Annotated in this window: 14 protein-coding genes; 8 read left to right on the top strand and 6 right to left on the bottom strand. The window is 42.9% G+C overall.

Annotated elements, in window-relative coordinates; translation table 11 throughout:
* The first annotated feature begins 25 nt into the window (after nt 1-25).
* The 6 genes from HC965_RS06570 to HC965_RS06545 all read left to right on the top strand — a co-directional run bounded on the left by HC965_RS06570 (nt 26) and on the right by HC965_RS06545 (nt 7,579).
* On the top strand, nt 26-1,336 hold the full coding sequence (locus tag HC965_RS06570) for a glycosyl hydrolase (RefSeq protein ID WP_191030704.1): 1,311 nt from the start codon (nt 26-28) through the stop codon (nt 1,334-1,336).
* A gap of 34 nt (nt 1,337-1,370) precedes the next feature.
* Entirely contained in the window at nt 1,371-3,608 is a 2,238-nt protein-coding gene (locus HC965_RS06565) for a glycoside hydrolase family 3 N-terminal domain-containing protein (RefSeq protein ID WP_191030703.1), read from the top strand.
* A 41-nt stretch (nt 3,609-3,649) separates the two neighbouring features.
* The gene (locus HC965_RS06560) at nt 3,650-3,898 is read left to right on the top strand and encodes a hypothetical protein (protein WP_191030702.1); all 249 of its coding nucleotides are present in this window, start codon (nt 3,650-3,652) and stop codon (nt 3,896-3,898) included.
* Nucleotides 3,899-3,917: 19 nt separating this feature from the next.
* Nucleotides 3,918-5,672, top strand: a complete 1,755-nt coding sequence (locus tag HC965_RS06555; RefSeq protein ID WP_191030701.1) for a fimbrillin family protein — start codon at nt 3,918-3,920, stop codon at nt 5,670-5,672.
* Nucleotides 5,673-5,690: 18 nt separating this feature from the next.
* On the top strand, nt 5,691-7,184 hold the full coding sequence (locus HC965_RS06550; protein ID WP_191030700.1) for a fimbrillin family protein: 1,494 nt from the start codon (nt 5,691-5,693) through the stop codon (nt 7,182-7,184).
* 188 nt (nt 7,185-7,372) lie between these two features.
* Complete coding sequence (locus HC965_RS06545; protein ID WP_191030699.1) at nt 7,373-7,579, top strand: hypothetical protein; 207 nt, start codon at nt 7,373-7,375, stop codon at nt 7,577-7,579.
* Here the strand turns inward: HC965_RS06545 and HC965_RS06540 are convergent.
* From HC965_RS06540 to gpmI, 3 genes are read right to left on the bottom strand one after another with little or no spacing between them, the layout of a single operon-like run.
* On the bottom strand, nt 7,576-8,157 hold the full coding sequence (locus HC965_RS06540) for a DUF3109 family protein (RefSeq protein ID WP_191030698.1): 582 nt from the start codon (nt 8,155-8,157) through the stop codon (nt 7,576-7,578). The two genes, HC965_RS06545 and HC965_RS06540, sit on opposite strands and share 4 nt — an antisense overlap.
* 50 nt (nt 8,158-8,207) lie before the next feature.
* Entirely contained in the window at nt 8,208-8,573 is a 366-nt protein-coding gene (locus HC965_RS06535) for a four helix bundle protein (protein ID WP_191030697.1), read from the bottom strand.
* A gap of 24 nt (nt 8,574-8,597) precedes the next feature.
* A complete protein-coding gene (gpmI, locus tag HC965_RS06530) occupies nt 8,598-10,112 on the bottom strand; it encodes a 2,3-bisphosphoglycerate-independent phosphoglycerate mutase (protein ID WP_191030696.1) in 1,515 nt (504 codons plus the stop codon).
* Nucleotides 10,113-10,285: 173 nt separating this feature from the next.
* Between gpmI and HC965_RS06525 the strand changes: the two genes are divergently transcribed.
* A complete protein-coding gene (locus tag HC965_RS06525; RefSeq protein WP_191030695.1) occupies nt 10,286-12,772 on the top strand; it encodes a thiol:disulfide interchange protein in 2,487 nt (828 codons plus the stop codon).
* Nucleotides 12,773-12,986: 214 nt separating this feature from the next.
* Nucleotides 12,987-13,916, top strand: a complete 930-nt coding sequence (locus tag HC965_RS06520) for a magnesium transporter CorA family protein (RefSeq protein WP_191030694.1) — start codon at nt 12,987-12,989, stop codon at nt 13,914-13,916.
* A gap of 116 nt (nt 13,917-14,032) precedes the next feature.
* On the opposite strand, the gene HC965_RS06515 is transcribed toward HC965_RS06520, so the two are convergent.
* The 3 genes from HC965_RS06515 to HC965_RS06505 form a co-directional block, all read right to left on the bottom strand.
* Nucleotides 14,033-15,574, bottom strand: coding sequence for a DUF5723 family protein (locus HC965_RS06515; RefSeq protein ID WP_191030693.1), 1,542 nt, complete (start codon nt 15,572-15,574; stop codon nt 14,033-14,035).
* A gap of 181 nt (nt 15,575-15,755) precedes the next feature.
* Entirely contained in the window at nt 15,756-16,358 is a 603-nt protein-coding gene (locus HC965_RS06510) for a ribonuclease HII (RefSeq protein WP_191030692.1), read from the bottom strand.
* Nucleotides 16,359-16,459: 101 nt separating this feature from the next.
* On the bottom strand, nt 16,460-18,664 hold the full coding sequence (locus HC965_RS06505) for a sodium-translocating pyrophosphatase (RefSeq protein ID WP_191030691.1): 2,205 nt from the start codon (nt 18,662-18,664) through the stop codon (nt 16,460-16,462).
* Nucleotides 18,665-19,016 lie beyond the last annotated feature (352 nt).

The raw sequence follows: 19,016 nt of genomic DNA, 5'->3' as shown, positions 1-19,016 counted from the left end.
AAAACAAAACTAAATAATTGAAACCATGAAAAAGATTATTTACGCATTTATCTTACTTGCATTATCATTCGGAGCTTGTTCAAGTTCGGATAATGACGGTGAGCCAGAACAGCCACCTCATAACGTCGACGAAGAACCTGTATTCGATTTCCATAACAAGCGGGGAATCGGCTACGGATTTGAGACAAAGTCGGATGCTCCGCTAATGGGTGAGAAAACTATTTTTTGGGGATACAACTGGGGACCGGATTGGGATAGCATGGAAGCGCAACTGAATCCATACGGAAAGGATTTCTGCCCTATGGCATGGAATGCCAGTTATAGCTCGACACGCATCAAGAAATACAAGCAGGATCATCCTGAATGCAAATACTTATTAGCATTCAACGAACCCAACTTGACCGACCAGGCCAACATGAGCCCTCAAAAGGCGGCTGTTTCCTGGCCTCGACTAAAAACATTGGCCAACGAACTGGGACTGAAAGTCATTTCACCGGCCATGAACTACGGTACATTCCCGGGATATTCAGACCCAATCAAATGGCTGGATGAATTCTTCGAGCTAGTTCCATTATCCGATATAGACGGGATATCTGTTCATTGCTATATGGTCTCTCCCGGTGCCTTGAAAGGTTTTATTGAGAAATTCAAGAAATATAAAAAGCCTATTTGGCTGACTGAATTCTGCGCATGGCCGGAAGAGAAACGCCCTATAAGCATCGCCCAGCAAATGAACTACATGAGCGAAGTGCTCAACTATTTGGAATCAGAACCATATATAGAACGATATGCATGGTTTACTCCCAGAGACAATGGCCCTTATACCGACGAGACAAAAACAGAATTTGCCAATGCACTCGTTACAGAGGCATCGAAAGCAAACAAGACCTATGAATTATCGGAACTGGGCATAGTATACGTAAATATGTCTACATTGGATAAAACTGTTTACTATACAAAAGACCAACAAATACCAGCCAGTCAGTATTGTGCCGTATCAGGCAACTTACACTTACGCCCATCGACGGATTCGGACGGTAGCATATTGGATATATGTGATTTCACACGTGACCATTGGGTGGAATATCAACTGGACATTCCCCAGGAAGGTAATTACAAATTAGAAATCCGCTATTCAACCTATATGAATAGTCAGACGGAACTGGCCATAGATGGTGAAGCCGCCACCAACCTGACATTACCTAATACGAGTGAAGCATGGAACACGCTTTCAACGAGTATCAGACTCAAAAAAGGCAAGCAAACCCTGCGCTTCAAAATAGCAAGTGGTAATATAGCTCTCAACTGGCTCCGTTTCAGCAACGAAAGTAATTAAGAACATTATAAAGACAGTCATAATACAAAAGAATATGAACACATTAAAGAAAGCCACCGTCTATGGACTGGCCGCACTCAGTCTCCTTGCCTGCAAACCGGGACAGGACGCTACGGAACAGAAGATAGATGCTCTACTCTCTAAGATGACTCTGAAAGAGAAAATCGGTCAGATGAACCAGTTGACAGGACTCGGACTGGCCGAAGATATGCAAGGTGCCATCCGTAATGGCGATGTCGGTTCAATCCTCAATGAGTTGGATTTAGCTACCACGAACAAACTTCAGCACATTGCCGTGGAAGAAAGCCGCCTGGGTATTCCGCTTATTTTTGCCCGGGATGTTATTCACGGATTCAAGACTATCTTCCCCATTCCATTGGGGCAGGCAGCAAGCTGGAATCCGAAAATAGCTGAGAACGGGGCACGTGTCGCAGCATTGGAAGCCAGTTCGGTAGGTATCCGCTGGACGTTCGCTCCGATGATTGATATCAGCCGCGACCCTCGTTGGGGACGTATTGCCGAGTCATGCGGTGAAGACCCTTATCTTACTTCCGTGATGGGAAATGCGATGATTAAAGGATTCCAGGGAGATACCCTCTCCTCGCCCACCAGCATAGCTGCATGTGCCAAGCATTTCGCAGCCTATGGTGCCAGCGAATCCGGTAAAGATTATAATACCACCTGGATACCGGAAATACAACTCCGCGAACTTTATCTTCCCCCTTTCAAAGCTGCCGTAGATGCCGGTGCAGCCACTTTCATGTGCTCTTTCAATGACATTAACGGAGTACCCTCTTCCGGCAGCACTTTCCTGAACCGCCAAATTCTACGCGACGAATGGAAATATGACGGATTGTTAGTCAGCGACTGGGGTTCTATCCAGCAAATGATTCCTCACGGCTTCTGTGCCGACCTGAAGGAAGCTGGTGAGAAAGCGGCCATCGCCGGAGTCGATATGGACATGATGAGCTACGCCTACATCAACCATTTGGAAGAACTTATAAAAGAGAAAAAGGTGGATGAGAAACTAATCGACGAATCAGTACGCAATATTCTTCGATTAAAATTCCGCCTGGGATTATTTGATAATCCATATATCAAGGAAGGTGCTCCTTCGGCATTTTATCTGAATTCTTCTTTGCAACAGGCTAAAGAAGCAGCCATTGAAAGTGCTATCTTACTGAAGAATGAACTACAAGTATTACCGCTCACTTCTTCTGTTAAATCAGTAGCAGTGGTAGGCCCATTGGCAGATGCACCTGCCGACCAGGTAGGAACCTGGTGTTTCGACGCAGAACCCGAACATTCTGTCACACCGCTGACAGCGATACAACAGGAATGTGAAAATAAAATCCGTGTGATTGCCGAACCGGGATTGACTTACAGCCGGGATAAGAGTGAAGCCGGAATAGCCAAAGCTGTTGCCGCCGCACGCCAGGCAGATGTTATCCTGTTCTTTGCAGGAGAAGAAGCCGTATTATCAGGCGAAGCCCGTTGCCGTGCCGACATCAGTCTGCCCGGAAAACAAACGGAAATGCTAAAGGCACTGAAAGCTACCGAAAAACCCGTTGTATTGGTAATCATGGCAGGAAGACCCTTAACCATCCCTGAAGAAGTGGAAATGGCAGATGCCGTACTATACAATTTCCACGGCGGAACAATGGCAGGCCCGGCTATCTCTGATTTGCTATTCGGCAAAGCTGTTCCTTCGGGCAAGTTGCCGGTGACTCTTCCGCGCATGGTCGGACAAGTACCCATCTATTATGCGCATAAGAATACAGGCAGACCGGCATCAAACATCACACTGATAGATGATATTGAAGTCGGTGCCAAACAGACGTCTATCGGTTTCACCAGTTATCATCTGGATGCCGGAGACGGCCCCCTGTTCCCCTTCGGATACGGACTATCCTATACTACCTTTACTTACGGAGACTGCCAGCTTTCTACCGGCAATATGAAGCCGGGCGATGTATTAACCGCTTCCTGCGACATTACCAACAGCGGAGCTTACGACGCACAGGAAGTAGTACAGCTATATATCCGTGACAAAGTAGGATCACTGGTTCGCCCGGTGAAGGAACTGAAAGGATTCAAGAAAATAATGATTAAAGCGGGAGACACTGTAAGAGTCAACTTCACCCTTACTACCGACGAGCTTGCTTACTGGAATGCCGATATGCAACAACGGGCGGAAGCCGGAGAGTTCACCGTATGGATAGCTCCCGACAGCCAGTCCGGTGAAGGTACAGACTTCAAGCTGACTAATTAGCCCCTATTTTTTATTCTCTATAAACACCTAATTTATACTTCATGAAAACAATTACTTTGTTTACCGGAAAGAAAAATTTTCTTTCCGGCAGCATAAACACACTCTGTTTGTGCGCTCTTTTCTTACTGGCAACGGCTGTTACAGCATGTTCTGACGATGAAGACGGAAAGCCCACTCCACCCCCGGTAGAGGAACCGGAACCGACTCCGGGAACCACAGAAGGTAACCTGGACGAATGGAACTGGGAAGGTGAAAACTCCGACAAGGGATTAGTAGACGTAGAACAATAATAAATCGAAGTAAACAGCCATGAAAACAAATAAAATCAAATTATATGCAGGAATGTTTACAACAGCCTGCATCGCCTTGACCGCCTGTTCGGAGGATGACAATGTAGCTGCTGCCGATGGTTCTCCCATCGCATTCACCGCTTCTATCAAGGCTCCCGCTACCCGTATCATTGATAACCAGTGGGAAGCAAATGAAAAAGTAGCGATTGCCATTGATGGTAGTGCGGAATACAGAATATACACGGTCGGAGCCAATAACCAAATGACCTCGGACAATGCATATGACTGGGATGGTACAGAGCACACGGTCAAAGCATGGAGCCCCATCCTGACAGAAGCAAAGGACATTTCCAACCAATCCGACAACGGCAAATTCTCTGCTTGTGACTTCCTCGCAAGCGAAGCTACCATCAAGTCTAAAGATGTGAAACTACAGTTTTCGCATGTCATGACGAGAGCCTGGTACGAGCTGCAAGTGGCCGAAGGATATTCGGAAGATGAAATCAACAAAGCCGTAATCGAATTTTATGGTTATCCCAAAGCTAACTTTACCAACGGTACTCTGACCGGAGAAGGAACCATAACCACCATAACAACCCGTAAGATGCTGGATGACTGGGGTGTAATGAGACGAGGAGAAGCCTTTCTCGTTCCCGCAGAAATGTGGAATCAACCGCTTATCAAAGTAACAATCGGTGGAAACACGTATACTTACACGCCTTCAAACAAAGACCCCGAAAGCGACGATGTAAAGAAGAAAAGAGGTGTTTTGGAAACTGGAAAATGGCAGCGCTATTACCTGAAAATCAAAGAGAGCGGACTGGAAGTGACCATGACCAGCAGTGTATCGTGGGGAAACAAAGAAGATATTTCTTCTGATGCCATTGAAAACGGAATGTTCCATGCAACAGTAAATGCCGACATCAGCGGAAAAGCCGACTATTCCGCCACCAACATCGAGAACGGTAATATCACCGGAGAAACATTCACTGTCACCTATACGGAAAACGGTACGGGTGGAATCGCCCGCGAAGGCAAGTGTGACATGACACGTACCACTAACGGCACATCGCATACGTATACTTTCTCGAATATCCGTTCCGATATTTCATTATCATACGTAGACGAGTATGTAGCAGTCGGCGATTATTTCTACAGTGACGGTACATGGGGTTCTGCCGAACACAAAGACGGCTTGCAAACTGTCGGCATCGTATTCAAAATCGGTGCAGGAAAGGGAGATGTTCCGGCAAATTATGGATTTACCAAAATTAGAGGATATGTCGCTGCAATATCGAATCTGACTCAGGACAGTTACAAATGGATAAATAACAGTGACGGGAATAATAATGAAAGTGCGCAACTCCTAAAAATGCTTGGTGAAGAACCGGACTACACGCTCGACAAAGAACGTAATAATCAGGAATTATATAACGGATACGCATTGACTCAAAGTATATTATCCCATATCAAAACGAGCATGGATGAATACCCCGTTTTCGCCCAGTTAGCCGGAGAGCAGTGGAAAGCCATTACTTCAGGAAATCAGACTTATTCCTGGTATTTACCATCCGTTGCGCAATTCAAGGATATTGCCGGTTCAGGAAAAGTCGTTCTTACGAACAATTACTGGACGAGTACAAATTCAGCCGACAAAGACGGTGAAGGAAATGTAACCCGTATATGGGCATTCAATTTCAAATCCGCAGATAATAATTCCGGAAATTGTTGGGGTAGCGATGCCTTCAAACTTCTTCCAATCTTAACATTCTAATTCTAAAAACATGAGATTATGATGAAACAAGTACTTACACATATCAAGCTGGCAACCATATCGTTACTTCTGTTTTCAGCTTGCGCCCAAGATGAAATGTTTGTTCAGGGAGAAGAAGGCGCTGCCGCTTCTCCGGGCATGCTCAACATTAACAGCGTTCGTGTCACCGATTTTAAGGGTGACGATGTGACCAGAGCCATCAATAATGGCAATGAAATCACCTTTGAATATGAAGACCAACTCGGAATATTATTGCTTGGCGCAGACGGAGAATTAATCAAAAATGCCCCTTTCAAATATACTGAAGCAGAAGGGATTGCCAGTTGGACGAATGTTGAAAGCCTTAATTATACCAGCAAGATAGCAAAAGCCATCGCCTACTTCCCCTACACGGACAAAGCGAATACCGCCAAATCCATGGAAGACCTGAAAGCAATTGTCGCACTGCAAGCAGACCAAAGTAAGGAAGAAGATTTCAAGAATATGGACTTATTGGTTGACGAAATAGCCGAAGTTTCATCCGCTACACTGGATATTCAGCTAAAGCACGTCTATTCTCTTGTCTCTTTCTCCGCAAAATCCACATTAAAGGTCGGCGAAGAATCATTTGATTATTTCACCGAATTATCTGATGTCGCTTTTGCCATCGCCGACAAGACATACACTCCTTGCTTGCTCGGTGGAGAATATGTATGTCTCATTGCCCCCGGAACAATGTTAACATCGGAAACCTTCCGTTATTTCTACAATACCGGAGAAAACACCTATGTGAAAACGTTGAAAGCAGCTAAAACACTGGCTCAGAACTCCCGTTATACTTTCCCCTGCGAAACAACCGCAGGCGGTGAAAGCACAGTTGCGGCCGGCGACTTCTATTGTATAACACCCAATGGAGCAACTGCCATTCTGCCGGGAAGCGCTTCAGCAATTCCTGCCGGTCTCACCTGTCACGGCATCGTTTTCTATACAATGAATAAAGAAGCCGCCCAAGCATTCGTGGATAACAATGGCATAGCAGACGTAACGATTGCAGATAACAACGCTCCGCACGGTTTGGTTGTATCTTTGAAAAATGGGAACAGAGTGCTTGATGCCTCTATCGGCGATGCAAACAAGGCCGAAATAACCGAAATGCTAAACGGTATCAGCCATGATGAAATGCTGGGATACTTAATCTCGAAGAAATTTGCTGAGAAATATGAAGTGAATTTCACGGCATTAAGCAAGCACACGGAGCCTGTTGCCGGTTCAATCACCGGATGGTACGGCGCTTCTATGAAAGAAATGTTTATCATAGGACGTGGCGGAGAAGGTACCGTAGCCAGCAACGCTGGAATCCAACTACTGAATAAACAAATTCAGAAAGCTCAGGGAGAGACTTTGAGCGGCAATATACCTTCCGTCAGCTTTGAAGCAAATGCCGGTTTCAAAATTCTTGAAAGTGGGTTGGGAACGGAACTAGGCTGGAAAGGATTCCCCGGCGAATCGACTCGTCCGATATGTGCCTTCTAGTATTTAATATATACATGTTATTCGGTTAAGAATTTCACTTTTCCATCTAAAAGAATGCCGGTCTGAAAGAGTCATCTTCCAGTACCGGCATTTTTATATCTACGTCCATCTCTTAATAAAACCTAACAACAGAAGCAAATTCCGGGCAAAATCACTATCTTGCATAAAAACCAAATACAACAGCAACTATGAAATTGAAAACTACGATTCCTAATCCCTTACTTGCAAAGATGAGATTGTTTCTTATTGTCCTGACTTCTTGCGTTATCGTCACCTGTATTTTCTTGATTATCATTCATCCGGAAGCATGGATTGCACCGTCCTTCGGAATAGTAATCGCCTTGTGTATATTGCTATATCAGGTATATTGTATCCGTAAGAGACGAAAATCCTAAATGAGATGTTGCTTCTTCAGTTCTTCGGCCACAACTTCCAGTTCTTTGTACCATTCCTCACCGAATTTACGGATTAAAGGTTCTTTCAGGAACTGATAGACAGGAAGATTCTCTTTCTTGCCCAGTAAAACTGCTGCCTTACATACGTCCCAACGATGATAATTTACCGCCTTATAAACCCCGTAATCGCCGATTCGGATGGGATAAAGATGGCAGGACACCGGTTTATAAAAATCTGTTTTACCTTCCCTGTATGCCTTCTCAATAGCACAATAGCAGCATCCTTTTTCATCATAACAGGTAAAGACGCAGTCCTTATTATTTACAATTGAAGTAACCAGGTCGCCCTCTTCATCTGTATACACCACCCCTTGCTTCTCAATGATCGCACGGGCTTCGGGTGCCAGTTCATCCCAAATAACTGGCAACACTTCTTCCAATTTCTCCACTTCATCCAGTCCTACAGGCGCACCTGCATCACCCTCAATGCAACACTCCCCTTTACAAGCATCCAGGTTGCAAAGAAACTTTGCCTGAAAGACATCAAGAGACACTACTACATCACCAATCTGTATCATTTTTATAAATTAAAAATTGAGAATTAAAAATTGAGAAATAAATGTTTGAGTTATCTATTAAGTGAATCTCTCATAGACTTTACAATAGAAACTAAGAGTGCAATCAATTCATTGCAATCTGAAGCAATAGATTGATAGACAATTTCTTCCATATAATGAGTATCTTTCAATAAAGATAGCCAATAAAACGTTTCATTTGCTTCTTTCAAAGCGACATTCATTTTGTTTAAGAAATCCGCACTACTTTGTGCATGATGAGCCTCAGCAACCAAAGCTCCGATAGCAGTTCCACTGCGCAATAACTGTTTTGATAAAACAAATTCTTTTTCAGATTCTACTAAAAACTTGTATGCGTTTACTATACGAATAGCAAACGCATACGATTTAGTATGAATAGCATTATTCTTTGCTATCATTTTTTAATTCTTAATTCTCAATTCTCAATTTATCAAAACGTTACCATCCATTTCAGCCGGAACTTCCAGACCCATAATTGTCAGGATAGTCGGAGCAACGTCAGCCAAACGGCCGTTTTCTACTTTCGCAGCCTTGTTCTCTGTTACGTAAACGCAAGGAACAGGGTTCAGAGAGTGAGCGGTGTTCGGAGTACCGTCTTCGTTCAAAGCACGGTCGGCATTACCATGGTCAGCAATGATGATTGCTTCGTAATCCTGTGCTTTGGCAGCTTCGATTACATCTTTCACACAAGCGTCTACAGCGATAACTGCTTTCTCGATAGCTTCGTAAATACCCGTATGGCCTACCATGTCACCATTAGCGAAATTCACTACAATGAAATCATATTTGTTTTCGTTGATGGCAGCTACCAGTTTATCTTTTACTTCGTAAGCACTCATTTCCGGTTTCAAGTCATAAGTAGCCACTTTCGGAGATGGAACGAGGATACGGTCTTCCTTATCAAACGGAGTTTCACGTCCACCGTTGAGGAAGAATGTTACGTGAGCATACTTCTCTGTTTCAGCGATATGAAGTTGGCTCTTGCCATTAGCAGCAAGATATTCGCCTAGTGTGTTGGATACATTTTCTTTATCGAACAGGATATGAACGCCCTTGAAAGAAGCATCATACGGAGTCATGCAGTAATATTGCAGCCCCGGAATAGTATGCATACCAGCTTCCGGCATATCTTGCTGAGTCAATACGACAGTCAATTCTTTTGCACGGTCGTTACGGTAATTGAAGAAGATTACTACATCGCCTTCTTTGATTGTTCCGTCAACGTTTGCATTTACAATCGGCTTGATAAATTCGTCTGTCACGCCTTCATCATAAGATTCCTGCATTGCCTGAACCATGTCGGTAGCTTTCTTACCTTCACCGTTCACCAACAGGTCATATGCTTCTTTCACGCGTTCCCAACGTTTGTCACGGTCCATAGCATAATAACGGCCGATGATAGAAGCAACCTTTCCGCCTGATTTTTCGCAGTGTGCAGTAAGTTCTTCAATAAAACCTTTACCGCTCTTCGGGTCAGTGTCGCGACCGTCCATGAAGCAGTGGATGGATGTATTGTCGATATTGTATTCTTTAGCGATGTCGCAAAGTTTGAAAAGATGAACGAGTGAGCTGTGTACGCCACCGTTGGAAGTCAAGCCCATGAAGTGAACACTCTTTCCGTTTTCTTTTGCATAAGAGAAAGCTGAAACGACTTCAGGATTCTTCATGATGCTATTGTCAGCACATGCACGGTTGATTTTCACCAAATCCTGATAAACCACGCGTCCGGCACCAATATTCAAGTGACCAACTTCAGAGTTACCCATCTGTCCATCGGGCAAACCTACGTTTTCACCGCTTGCCTGAAGCTGAGAGTGAGGATAAGTAGTTGTCAGATAATCCCAGTAAGGAGTGGGAGTGTTGAAGATTACGTCGTCTTTCTTTTGGTCACCTAGTCCCCAACCATCGAGGATCATTAAAAGGGCTTTCTTGCTCATAATATTTCAATATTTAAATTATCACTCTGATTTTCGGGCGCAAAGGTACAAAAAAGATGGTTACGTAAACGTTTAATCTATGTTAAGTTAGAGAGTAAAAGAGTACAAGGCTATGGATATTTTTCTTACTTTGTAAGAATACCATTAAACACTTTCATCAAAAAACTACTATTATGAGAACAACTCTACTTTGCATCTTACTTATGCTAACGGGCATGCTCAGTGCACAAACAATCGACAATCCGCCTTTTAAAGCCCGTTCGGGAAGTATTATCAATATTACCCGCATAGAGCGCACACCCGAAAGCACACGAATATATGTACATGCCATCTTCCGTCCGCACTGGTGGATAAGCCTGGACGGAGAAGATTATTTGGTAGACGTCGCAACCGGTAAGAAATACATGTTCAAAAGTGCCGAAGGAATCGAAATTAAGAAAGAGGTCTATATGCCGGATTCTGGGGAGAAGGACTTTGTCCTCATTTTTGAGCCACTGCCAAAGGAAACCGAGACTATCCACTTTATGGGCTCGGAAGAATCTACAGAATGGAATACATACGACATCTCTTTAACTCCACAAAAAGGAAAGAAAATCCCTCCACTGGCAGCCATCAAAGGCAACTGGTTCAAGACGGACAATCCCGGTCGGTGGGAATATGGAATTTATGATTCAATCACTATTATGAATAATCGGATATACACCAATGAAAGTATCCGTAAGAAGGGTAAACGAATTGAGATTACCGTCAAAGATAAGCAAAACGGCGATATCAGTACGCTGCTGATAACTCCACAGAAAAATGGTAACTGTGCCATAAAAACAGACAGAGCAGACGAATTGTTATATACCCGCCAGAAAGGAGACATAAGCATCCTTGAACCAGATAACGGTTTTCAACAATTCTTCCAAAAAGATACCACTTATCTGCAAGGCTATATCGATGGATATGACCCACGACTAGGGTTTGATACAGGACTGATTTACCTGTCTAATGAAATCACCCGCAAAGACTATCCGACTGTTCTACAAATAGCAAAAGATGGAAGTTTCACATGCAAATTCGTTATTAATCATCCGCTAGAGCAATCATTAACCCTCAATAACAACTGGATTCCCTTCTACATTGAACCCGGACAAACTCTCACCATGTATATTGACTGGGAAGAGCTAATGGCACGAAGTCGTGCACGTGACTACAATTTCCCCATGAATAATACAGCATACATGGGGCCGTCAGCTCCCCTTTCTTATATACTATCCGATTTTAGTAAATTAATTGCTTACGGTTATGGGGATTTATCCAAATCACAAAAGACACTTACTCCCAACCAATACAAGGAACATATGAAGCCCATTATCGCACAATGGCAACATGTTGCTGATTCCGTATGCCAAATCTATCAACCTTCTCCAAAAGCTATTTGCTTAATTAAGAATAAAGTAAAACTACAAACAGGGAATGCATTCTTAGATTTTGAAATGAGCAGAGATTATTATGCCCAACAAGACACAGCCAATCAAGTATTGAAAATCAAAGCTGATGATTCGTTCTACGATTTTCTGAAGGAAATGCCACTTGACGATAAAACCGTTCTTGCAGATGAGCGAGCAGACATCTTCATCAACCGCTTTGAATACATGACTCCACTTCGGAAGGCTTATTCGGACGAGGTCGATAATTTGGTGGACATTTCTTTCACTTATCCACAAAAGCCTCTCTTATCATTTCTCAAAGAAAAAGGGGTGAAGCTGAATGCAGAACAAGAAGAATTAAGGCAGAAGCATGAAAAACTTGCCGGACAAAAAGTAAGAATAACGCTTGCAGAACTTCAGGAAGAGGATATGAAAACGAATAACCTATTTAAACAAGAAGAAAAGCTGGTAAAAGAATACATAGACTATACTAAAAAACAGAAAATATCTCAAGAAGAAGAATCGCAACAAGCAAGCGATAGAGCAAGCATAGCAATGGAGCAAAAATATGGAGAAAAGAAAGATACTATAATTGCCCGGCTATGGGGTGACACCAATCCTCTCTTATGGCAAATAGCTAAAGTGCGTAACCTTACTTTTAATCTACAAAATATTAAAACAAAAACAATTGCCCGCGAATATGTAGACAACCTTAAACAGAATCTTACTGACGCATTCCTGGTGGCAGAAGCAGAGCAAGTATTCGAGAATGCTTATCCTTCGGAAGAAGCCTCATCCTATCAGCTTCCGGAAGGCAAAGCAACCGATATTTTCCGCAATATCATCAAGAATCATCCAGGCAAAGTTCTGTTTGTCGACTTTTGGGCAACAACCTGCGGGCCTTGCCGGGGCGGAATAGAAGCGACAGCAGACTTGCGCAAGAAATACAAAAATCACCCGGAGTTTCAATTTATATATATCACCGGAGAAAGAGAATCTCCTGCCGGAGCCTACAAACAATATGTAGAAAAGAACCTGAAAGGAGAAGCAAGTTATTATGTCACCGGGACAGAATATAATTACCTACGCCAACTTTTCCATTTCAACGGTATTCCCCATTATGAACTGGTTGAAAAAGACGGCAGCATCTCTAAAGAAAATTTAGGAAGCCATACCATTGGACAATATCTGAAGAAACGTTTCGACACTTCTGAATCATCGGAACAACAACAGGATGTAAAATAAATATAAACAGAAACAGTAGAAATTATAAAAAAGCGGTGCAAAAGGATGGAAGCCAGCTCGATTTTCCGTACCTTTGCACCGCTTTTAAATTAAAATCATAGAAATATGGACGATTCAAACCCGCGAACGTGCACAACTAGTATTAATTAAAGCGAACAGAGTCATTGCAAACTGGTGTCTCTGCTCGTGCTAAACAACGAAAGGAGACAATAAGATGAGAACGTATCTTTATTGTGAAGCTGGCTTTGTGGAAAAAACACAATGGCTTCCTAACAGCTGGGTAAACATAGTATGCCCGAATGATGATGACTTTGAATTTCTGACCAAAACGCTCAATGTTCCCGAATCATTTCTTGACGACATAGCCGATACGGACGAACGTCCGCGTACGGACACGGAAGGTAACTGGTTGCTCACCATTCTACGTATTCCCGTGCAGAACAAGCAGAACGGCAGTCTGCCTTTCGGTACTGTTCCGATTGGCATTATCACGAACAATGAAATTATCGTATCGGTTTGTTATCATAACACTGATTTATTACCGGATTTTATTGAACATACCCGCAGAAAAGGAATTGTTGTACGTAATAAGCTCGATTTAATTTTCCGGCTTATCTACTCTTCTGCTGTATGGTTCCTGAAATATCTGAAACAAATCAATTTGGATATCAGTGCCGCAGAAAAGGAGTTGGAGCGTAGTATTCGTAACGAAGACCTGCTTCGCCTGATGAGATTACAGAAAACACTGGTGTACTTCAACACTTCTATTCGGGGAAACGAAGTGATGATTGGTAAACTGAAAACGATATTCCAAGATACCGATTTTTTGGATAAGGAACTGGTAGAGGATGTGATTATCGAATTGAAACAGGCACTTAATACCGTAAATATTTATAGCGATATCCTCACGGGGACAATGGATGCTTTTGCTTCCATTATCTCGAATAATGTGAATACTATCATGAAGCGTATGACTAGCTTATCAATAGTCTTGATGCTTCCGACATTGATTGCCAGCTTCTATGGTATGAATGTGGATATTCATTTGGAAGAGGTTCCTTTCGCTTTTTCTCTGATTGTATTATTCTCTATCGGATTGTCAACATTGGCGTTCGTGATATTCAAAAAAATCAAGTGGTTTTAAATACAAAAAAGACAGCCTATCATCTAGTCGCAGATGATAGGCTGAAATTATACGTTTTTACTTCAATAGAGAATTAATTAAAAGAGAATGTTTAGAGAGAGAAATTAAATTTTATTTTATCCTTGTTTGTTTTCTTTTTTTCCACCCAATGGAATAGAAACTCCAACGAATCCATTCACAGAGTTAGAATTCTTTCCTAAGAACATATAGTCGGTTCCGAGGAATACCGGACCTAATTTCAGACCCAGACCGAATGATTTACCTGCCGACTGAATAACTGAGTAACTAAGTGCTACATTAAACCAGCTTTTCGGACGATAGTTTGCAGAGAATGTTAATTCAGTAAGTGCATCCGGCTGTACGAAACGGGTTGTAGACAATACGCCAACTCCCAATTTATTTTCGAATAAGCCATATTCAGCACCCAATACTAATGTGGAAGCCAAACGAGATTTGCGAGACTTACTTGCCTCTTCCGTTCTAAGTTGCAGCATTTCGTAATCGAGTACGTCACCACCGCTAACACGTTCCATGTATCCATTGGCATCTGTCTGCAAATTCTTAATATTATTTTCAATAGCAACAATACTTCCAGGGATATCATTAGGGTCAATACCTGATGTATAGTTACTTCCCTTCATATCAATACCTGCTGCATTAGCATTAGCTATTTGAGTACTACCTTTCGACCATGAGATGAATCCCAAATCCAAAATAGAAGCAGATACAGTCAGATTATCCATAATCTTGTAAGATGCTCCCAGGTCAATACCAAAACCATAACCAGCGATTCCCATATCCTTACTCTCAAAGTCGAAATCACTAATATAGTCCTGTCCATCTTCTTTTTTCAAATTCAATCCCTTGAAAGAACTTTCCAGATGAGCATCTACTGCCAAATTAGCGTGATAGTTATTAATTTCATTTCTTAACTTCGTAATATCCGCAGCATTCAAACCGGACAAATATGCAGGGTCTTGCAACTGACTAATACGAGCATCGCTAGGCAAACTCGCGTTCATTGCCACATTATTAAGCTTCAACTTCATATTACCGATACCCAACAAAGCTTTCACTCTAGCACCTACTGTCAAACGACTGTTTATCTGACGTGAAAGCCCCAAACCAACTTCAGCGTAAGCATTAATATCCAATTGCTGGTTGCTAATATCATAATTACTGTTTCTCCAATTATCTTCTATTGCATCCATCTCATTCAAGAAAGTAAACATATTCTTAGTCAGGTTCGCACCGATATCTGCACGAAGACCAACATTGAATGACCAGAAGTTTTTTCCTTTGTACCATCCGGCAGAAAGAATCTCTGTACTGAAGTTCACATTCATTTTATTATTATCTTTCAGACGGTTCATGAAATCTGTACTTTTATAGAAATCATCACCATCATCAATGATATCAATAATATCCTGATAACCTAATGAAGTAGAACCAACTGTTGCATTTATAGCACCAATAACCGGAAGGTTGAAATACCCCTTAGTCGGTGTCAAAGCCGGATTCAGTTGTTGACGATAGTGCGTCCCTTCCATAAAATAAGAAGTACGCAGGAACTGTGCATTTGCAGAAAGAGCGCAAATCAACATGATAGAAAATACCCCAATTAACTTAGTAGAGCATAATAGCTTGTTTGTTGCCATGATTTTAAACTTTTTAATTCTTGTTACCGTTTGCAAATATATAGCATTTTAATAACAATTAAAAGCACAAAACAACACTTTTTCAACCCAAACAGGACAAAATGAAGGTTATACGTAACAAAATCGTGCTTATTCTGCAAAAAAATGTAGAAAATATAGATTTCGAGAAAATAAAGCCGGTTTATAAGTCCAAAGTTAGCTGCCCGTCACCTAATAGATTGAATGTCATTCGGTGATAGGGAGTTGTACCATGTTCGGCGATGGCGGCACGGTGTTTTTTAGTTGGATAACCTTTATTATGGTCCCAGTCGTAAGATGGAAATTCTTCGTGAAGACGGTTCATATAATCGTCCCTGTATGTTTTGGCTAAAATAGAAGCGGCGGCTATTGAAAGATACTTTCCATCTCCCTTTATTACTGTAGTGTGGGGGATATCGGGGTATTTATTGAAACGGTTTCCATCAATTAGCAGATGCTGCGGGCGGGTAGTCAACTGGTCGACAGCACGGTGCATAGCCAGGAAAGAAGCACGCAGGATATTTATCTCATCTATTTCTTCGGGTGAGACAACGCCAACCGCCCAGGCGATGGCTTCTTTTTCTATTACCTCACGCAGTGCGTAGCGCTGTTTCTCCGTCAGTTGCTTGGAGTCATTCAACAACTCATTCTTAAAATCTTTCGGAAGAATAACCGCAGCGGCATATACCGCACCTGCCAGACAGCCACGACCTGCTTCGTCGCATCCTGCTTCAATCAGATTCTCATTTAAATAAGGTAATAACATCTTTATCGTTTTTATTCAGGCACAAAGGTAAAGGAAATAAAAAAAGGAGACTTGCTTTTTGTCTCCTTTTTCTTGGTAATTTCTTATTTCTTTCTCACTTCTTAGAATAAACTCCAGGCGACAGTAAGTCCTGCCATCACGATGGCTACCATGCTCATAAGCTTTATCAGGATATTCAAGCTGGGGCCGGATGTATCCTTGAACGGGTCGCCTACCGTGTCACCTACTACGGTTGCCTTATGAACTTCACTACCTTTGCCACCGAAGTTGCCTTCTTCTACATACTTCTTTGCGTTATCCCATGCACCACCGGCATTGGCCATAAAAATAGCCAAAACGAAACCGCTACTCAAACCACCGATTAACAAGCCAAGCACACCGGGGACACCAAAGATAAGCCCTGTAAGGATAGGGGCGACAATAGCAATGAGGGAAGGAACAACCATTTCACGCTGCGCACCCTTTGTCGAGATTTCAACACAACGTTCGTAATCCGGTTCCGTCTCGCCTGTCAGGATACCTTTAATTTCACGGAATTGGCGGCGCACTTCGTCTACCATATGTCCTGCCGCACGTCCAACCGCATTCATTGTCAAACCGCAGAACAGGAAAGCCATCATCGAACCGAGGAACATACCTGCAAGCACTTTCGGATTCATCAGGTTCACTTCATAAAAATTCATGAAGTCTGTAAAGGTCGCATTCGCCACGTTAAAGGGACTTCCGTCCGGAAGGGTCAGGTTCACATTTCCGAGACGTGCCAGGCCGATTCGAATTTCCTCAATATAGGATGCCAGCAAAGCCAGTCCGGTCAATGCGGCAGAACCGATTGCAAAACCTTTTCCGGTGGCAGCAGTCGTATTACCCAATGAATCGAGTGCATCGGTACGCTTGCGAACTTCGGCACCCAAGCCGGACATTTCAGCATTACCACCTGCATTGTCGGCAATCGGGCCATAAGCATCCGTAGCCAGTGTGATTCCCAATGTAGAAAGCATACCGACAGCAGCAATACCGATTCCATACAATCCCATACCGACATTGGCAAAATCACCGCCGGAAGCTAATAAATAGGAAGCAATGATACCTACTACCACAGCAACTACAGGGATAGCTGTAGAAAGCATACCTAAACCGATACCGGAGATAATGACCGTAGCAGGGCCGGTCTTACCGCTTTCACTCAATTTCTGCGTGGGGCGATAGGATTGGGAAGTATAATATTCAGTGGAGCGTCCGATTACGATACCGACTAACAAGCCGACTACTACGGCACAAGAAATCAAAATCCAGTTATCAAGTTGCAAGAGCCATAATATAAGGAAGGTAGCGGCCACGATAAGTACCGAACTGAGATTTGTACCAAAAGCCAACGAACCGAGCAGATCTTTCATCGTTGCATTCTCTTTGGTACGGACAGCAAATATACCTATAATAGAAAGGATAATGCCGACAGCCGCAATCAACATCGGAGCAATCACAGCTTTGAACTGCATCACCGTATCTGCCGAATGGATAAAGGCGGCAGCACCCAATGCAGCCGTTGCCAGGATTGAACCGCAATAAGATTCGTATAAATCGGCTCCCATACCGGCTACGTCACCGACATTATCACCGACATTATCGGCAATAGTAGCAGGATTGCGCGGGTCATCTTCCGGGATTCCGGCCTCTACCTTACCTACCAGGTCGGCTCCGACGTCAGCGGCTTTTGTATAGATACCACCACCCACACGGGCAAAGAGTGCTTGTGTGGAAGCTCCCATACCGAAAGTCAGCATCGTAGTCGTAATCACGCAGAGTTTATGGGTAGGTGTCAGTGCATCGGCAGGAATTACTGCATTCAGCAACAGATACCAAAAAGAAATATCAAGCAAACCAAGGCCGACAACCACCAGTCCCATCACCGCACCGCTTCGGAAAGCGATTCTTAGTCCGGCGTTTAGTGAGTTACGGGCTGCATTGGCGGTACGTGCCGAAGCATACGTGGCCGTTTTCATTCCAAGGAAACCGGAAAGACCGGAGAAGAAACCACCCGTCAGGAAAGCAATGGGCACCCATGCGTTCTGTACATGAAAGCCATAAGCCATTATCGAAAACAAAATAACCAATCCCAGGAATACACAACCTACTATTTTGTACTGTTGTTTCAGATAAGACATAGCCCCCTTGCGCACGGCAGCGGCTATTTTTATCATTTGGGGTGTACCTTCACTCTCTTTCATCATTTGCTTATGAAAGTAATAAGCAAAACAGAGGGCTAACACGGAAGCGACTGGAACCAACCAGAAAAGAATGTTATCCATAGATTCAAAATTATTAAAGGGTTTACAGTCGCTAAAAGTATGGAAATCAATCGGAAAAAGCAAGTAAAGAAGAAAGAATTTTCGACTCTGAAAGGAACAATCTTTCGCACATAGTTCCGAATGAATAAGTCGTTTGTTTTTGCTTGTCTTATTGGCGGGTTTCTATACAATTACCCCATCGTAATCAGATGGTATCTCATTGAATCCAGTTCCGCAGTCTTAATAAGTCCACCTTCATAGGCAACGTTTATTTCAGGAAGTAACATGGCTTCATCCATAAATGGAGATGATTATTAAAAAAACGGTCTTAGTTCCTGTGAAGAAATAAGACCGTCTTACTGATTATCAACTT

Origin of the sequence: Bacteroides sp. GM023, assembly GCF_014750685.1 — a bacterium.
Classification (GTDB): Bacteria; Bacteroidota; Bacteroidia; order Bacteroidales; family Bacteroidaceae; genus Bacteroides.
The sequence above is the reverse complement of the archived record's forward strand: the minus strand, read 5'-3'. Positions and strand labels throughout refer to the sequence as shown.

Coding starts and splice junctions, on each gene's coding strand:
- HC965_RS06570 (WP_191030704.1), top strand. CDS start 26: ATGAAAAAGATTATTTACGCATTTATCTTACTTGCATTATCATTCGGA.
- HC965_RS06565 (WP_191030703.1), top strand. CDS start 1,371: ATGAACACATTAAAGAAAGCCACCGTCTATGGACTGGCCGCACTCAGT.
- HC965_RS06560 (WP_191030702.1), top strand. CDS start 3,650: ATGAAAACAATTACTTTGTTTACCGGAAAGAAAAATTTTCTTTCCGGC.
- HC965_RS06555 (WP_191030701.1), top strand. CDS start 3,918: ATGAAAACAAATAAAATCAAATTATATGCAGGAATGTTTACAACAGCC.
- HC965_RS06550 (WP_191030700.1), top strand. CDS start 5,691: ATGATGAAACAAGTACTTACACATATCAAGCTGGCAACCATATCGTTA.
- HC965_RS06545 (WP_191030699.1), top strand. CDS start 7,373: ATGAAATTGAAAACTACGATTCCTAATCCCTTACTTGCAAAGATGAGA.
- HC965_RS06540 (WP_191030698.1), bottom strand. CDS start 8,157: ATGATACAGATTGGTGATGTAGTAGTGTCTCTTGATGTCTTTCAGGCA.
- HC965_RS06535 (WP_191030697.1), bottom strand. CDS start 8,573: ATGATAGCAAAGAATAATGCTATTCATACTAAATCGTATGCGTTTGCT.
- gpmI (WP_191030696.1), bottom strand. CDS start 10,112: ATGAGCAAGAAAGCCCTTTTAATGATCCTCGATGGTTGGGGACTAGGT.
- HC965_RS06525 (WP_191030695.1), top strand. CDS start 10,286: ATGAGAACAACTCTACTTTGCATCTTACTTATGCTAACGGGCATGCTC.
- HC965_RS06520 (WP_191030694.1), top strand. CDS start 12,987: ATGAGAACGTATCTTTATTGTGAAGCTGGCTTTGTGGAAAAAACACAA.
- HC965_RS06515 (WP_191030693.1), bottom strand. CDS start 15,574: ATGGCAACAAACAAGCTATTATGCTCTACTAAGTTAATTGGGGTATTT.
- HC965_RS06510 (WP_191030692.1), bottom strand. CDS start 16,358: ATGTTATTACCTTATTTAAATGAGAATCTGATTGAAGCAGGATGCGAC.
- HC965_RS06505 (WP_191030691.1), bottom strand. CDS start 18,664: ATGGATAACATTCTTTTCTGGTTGGTTCCAGTCGCTTCCGTGTTAGCC.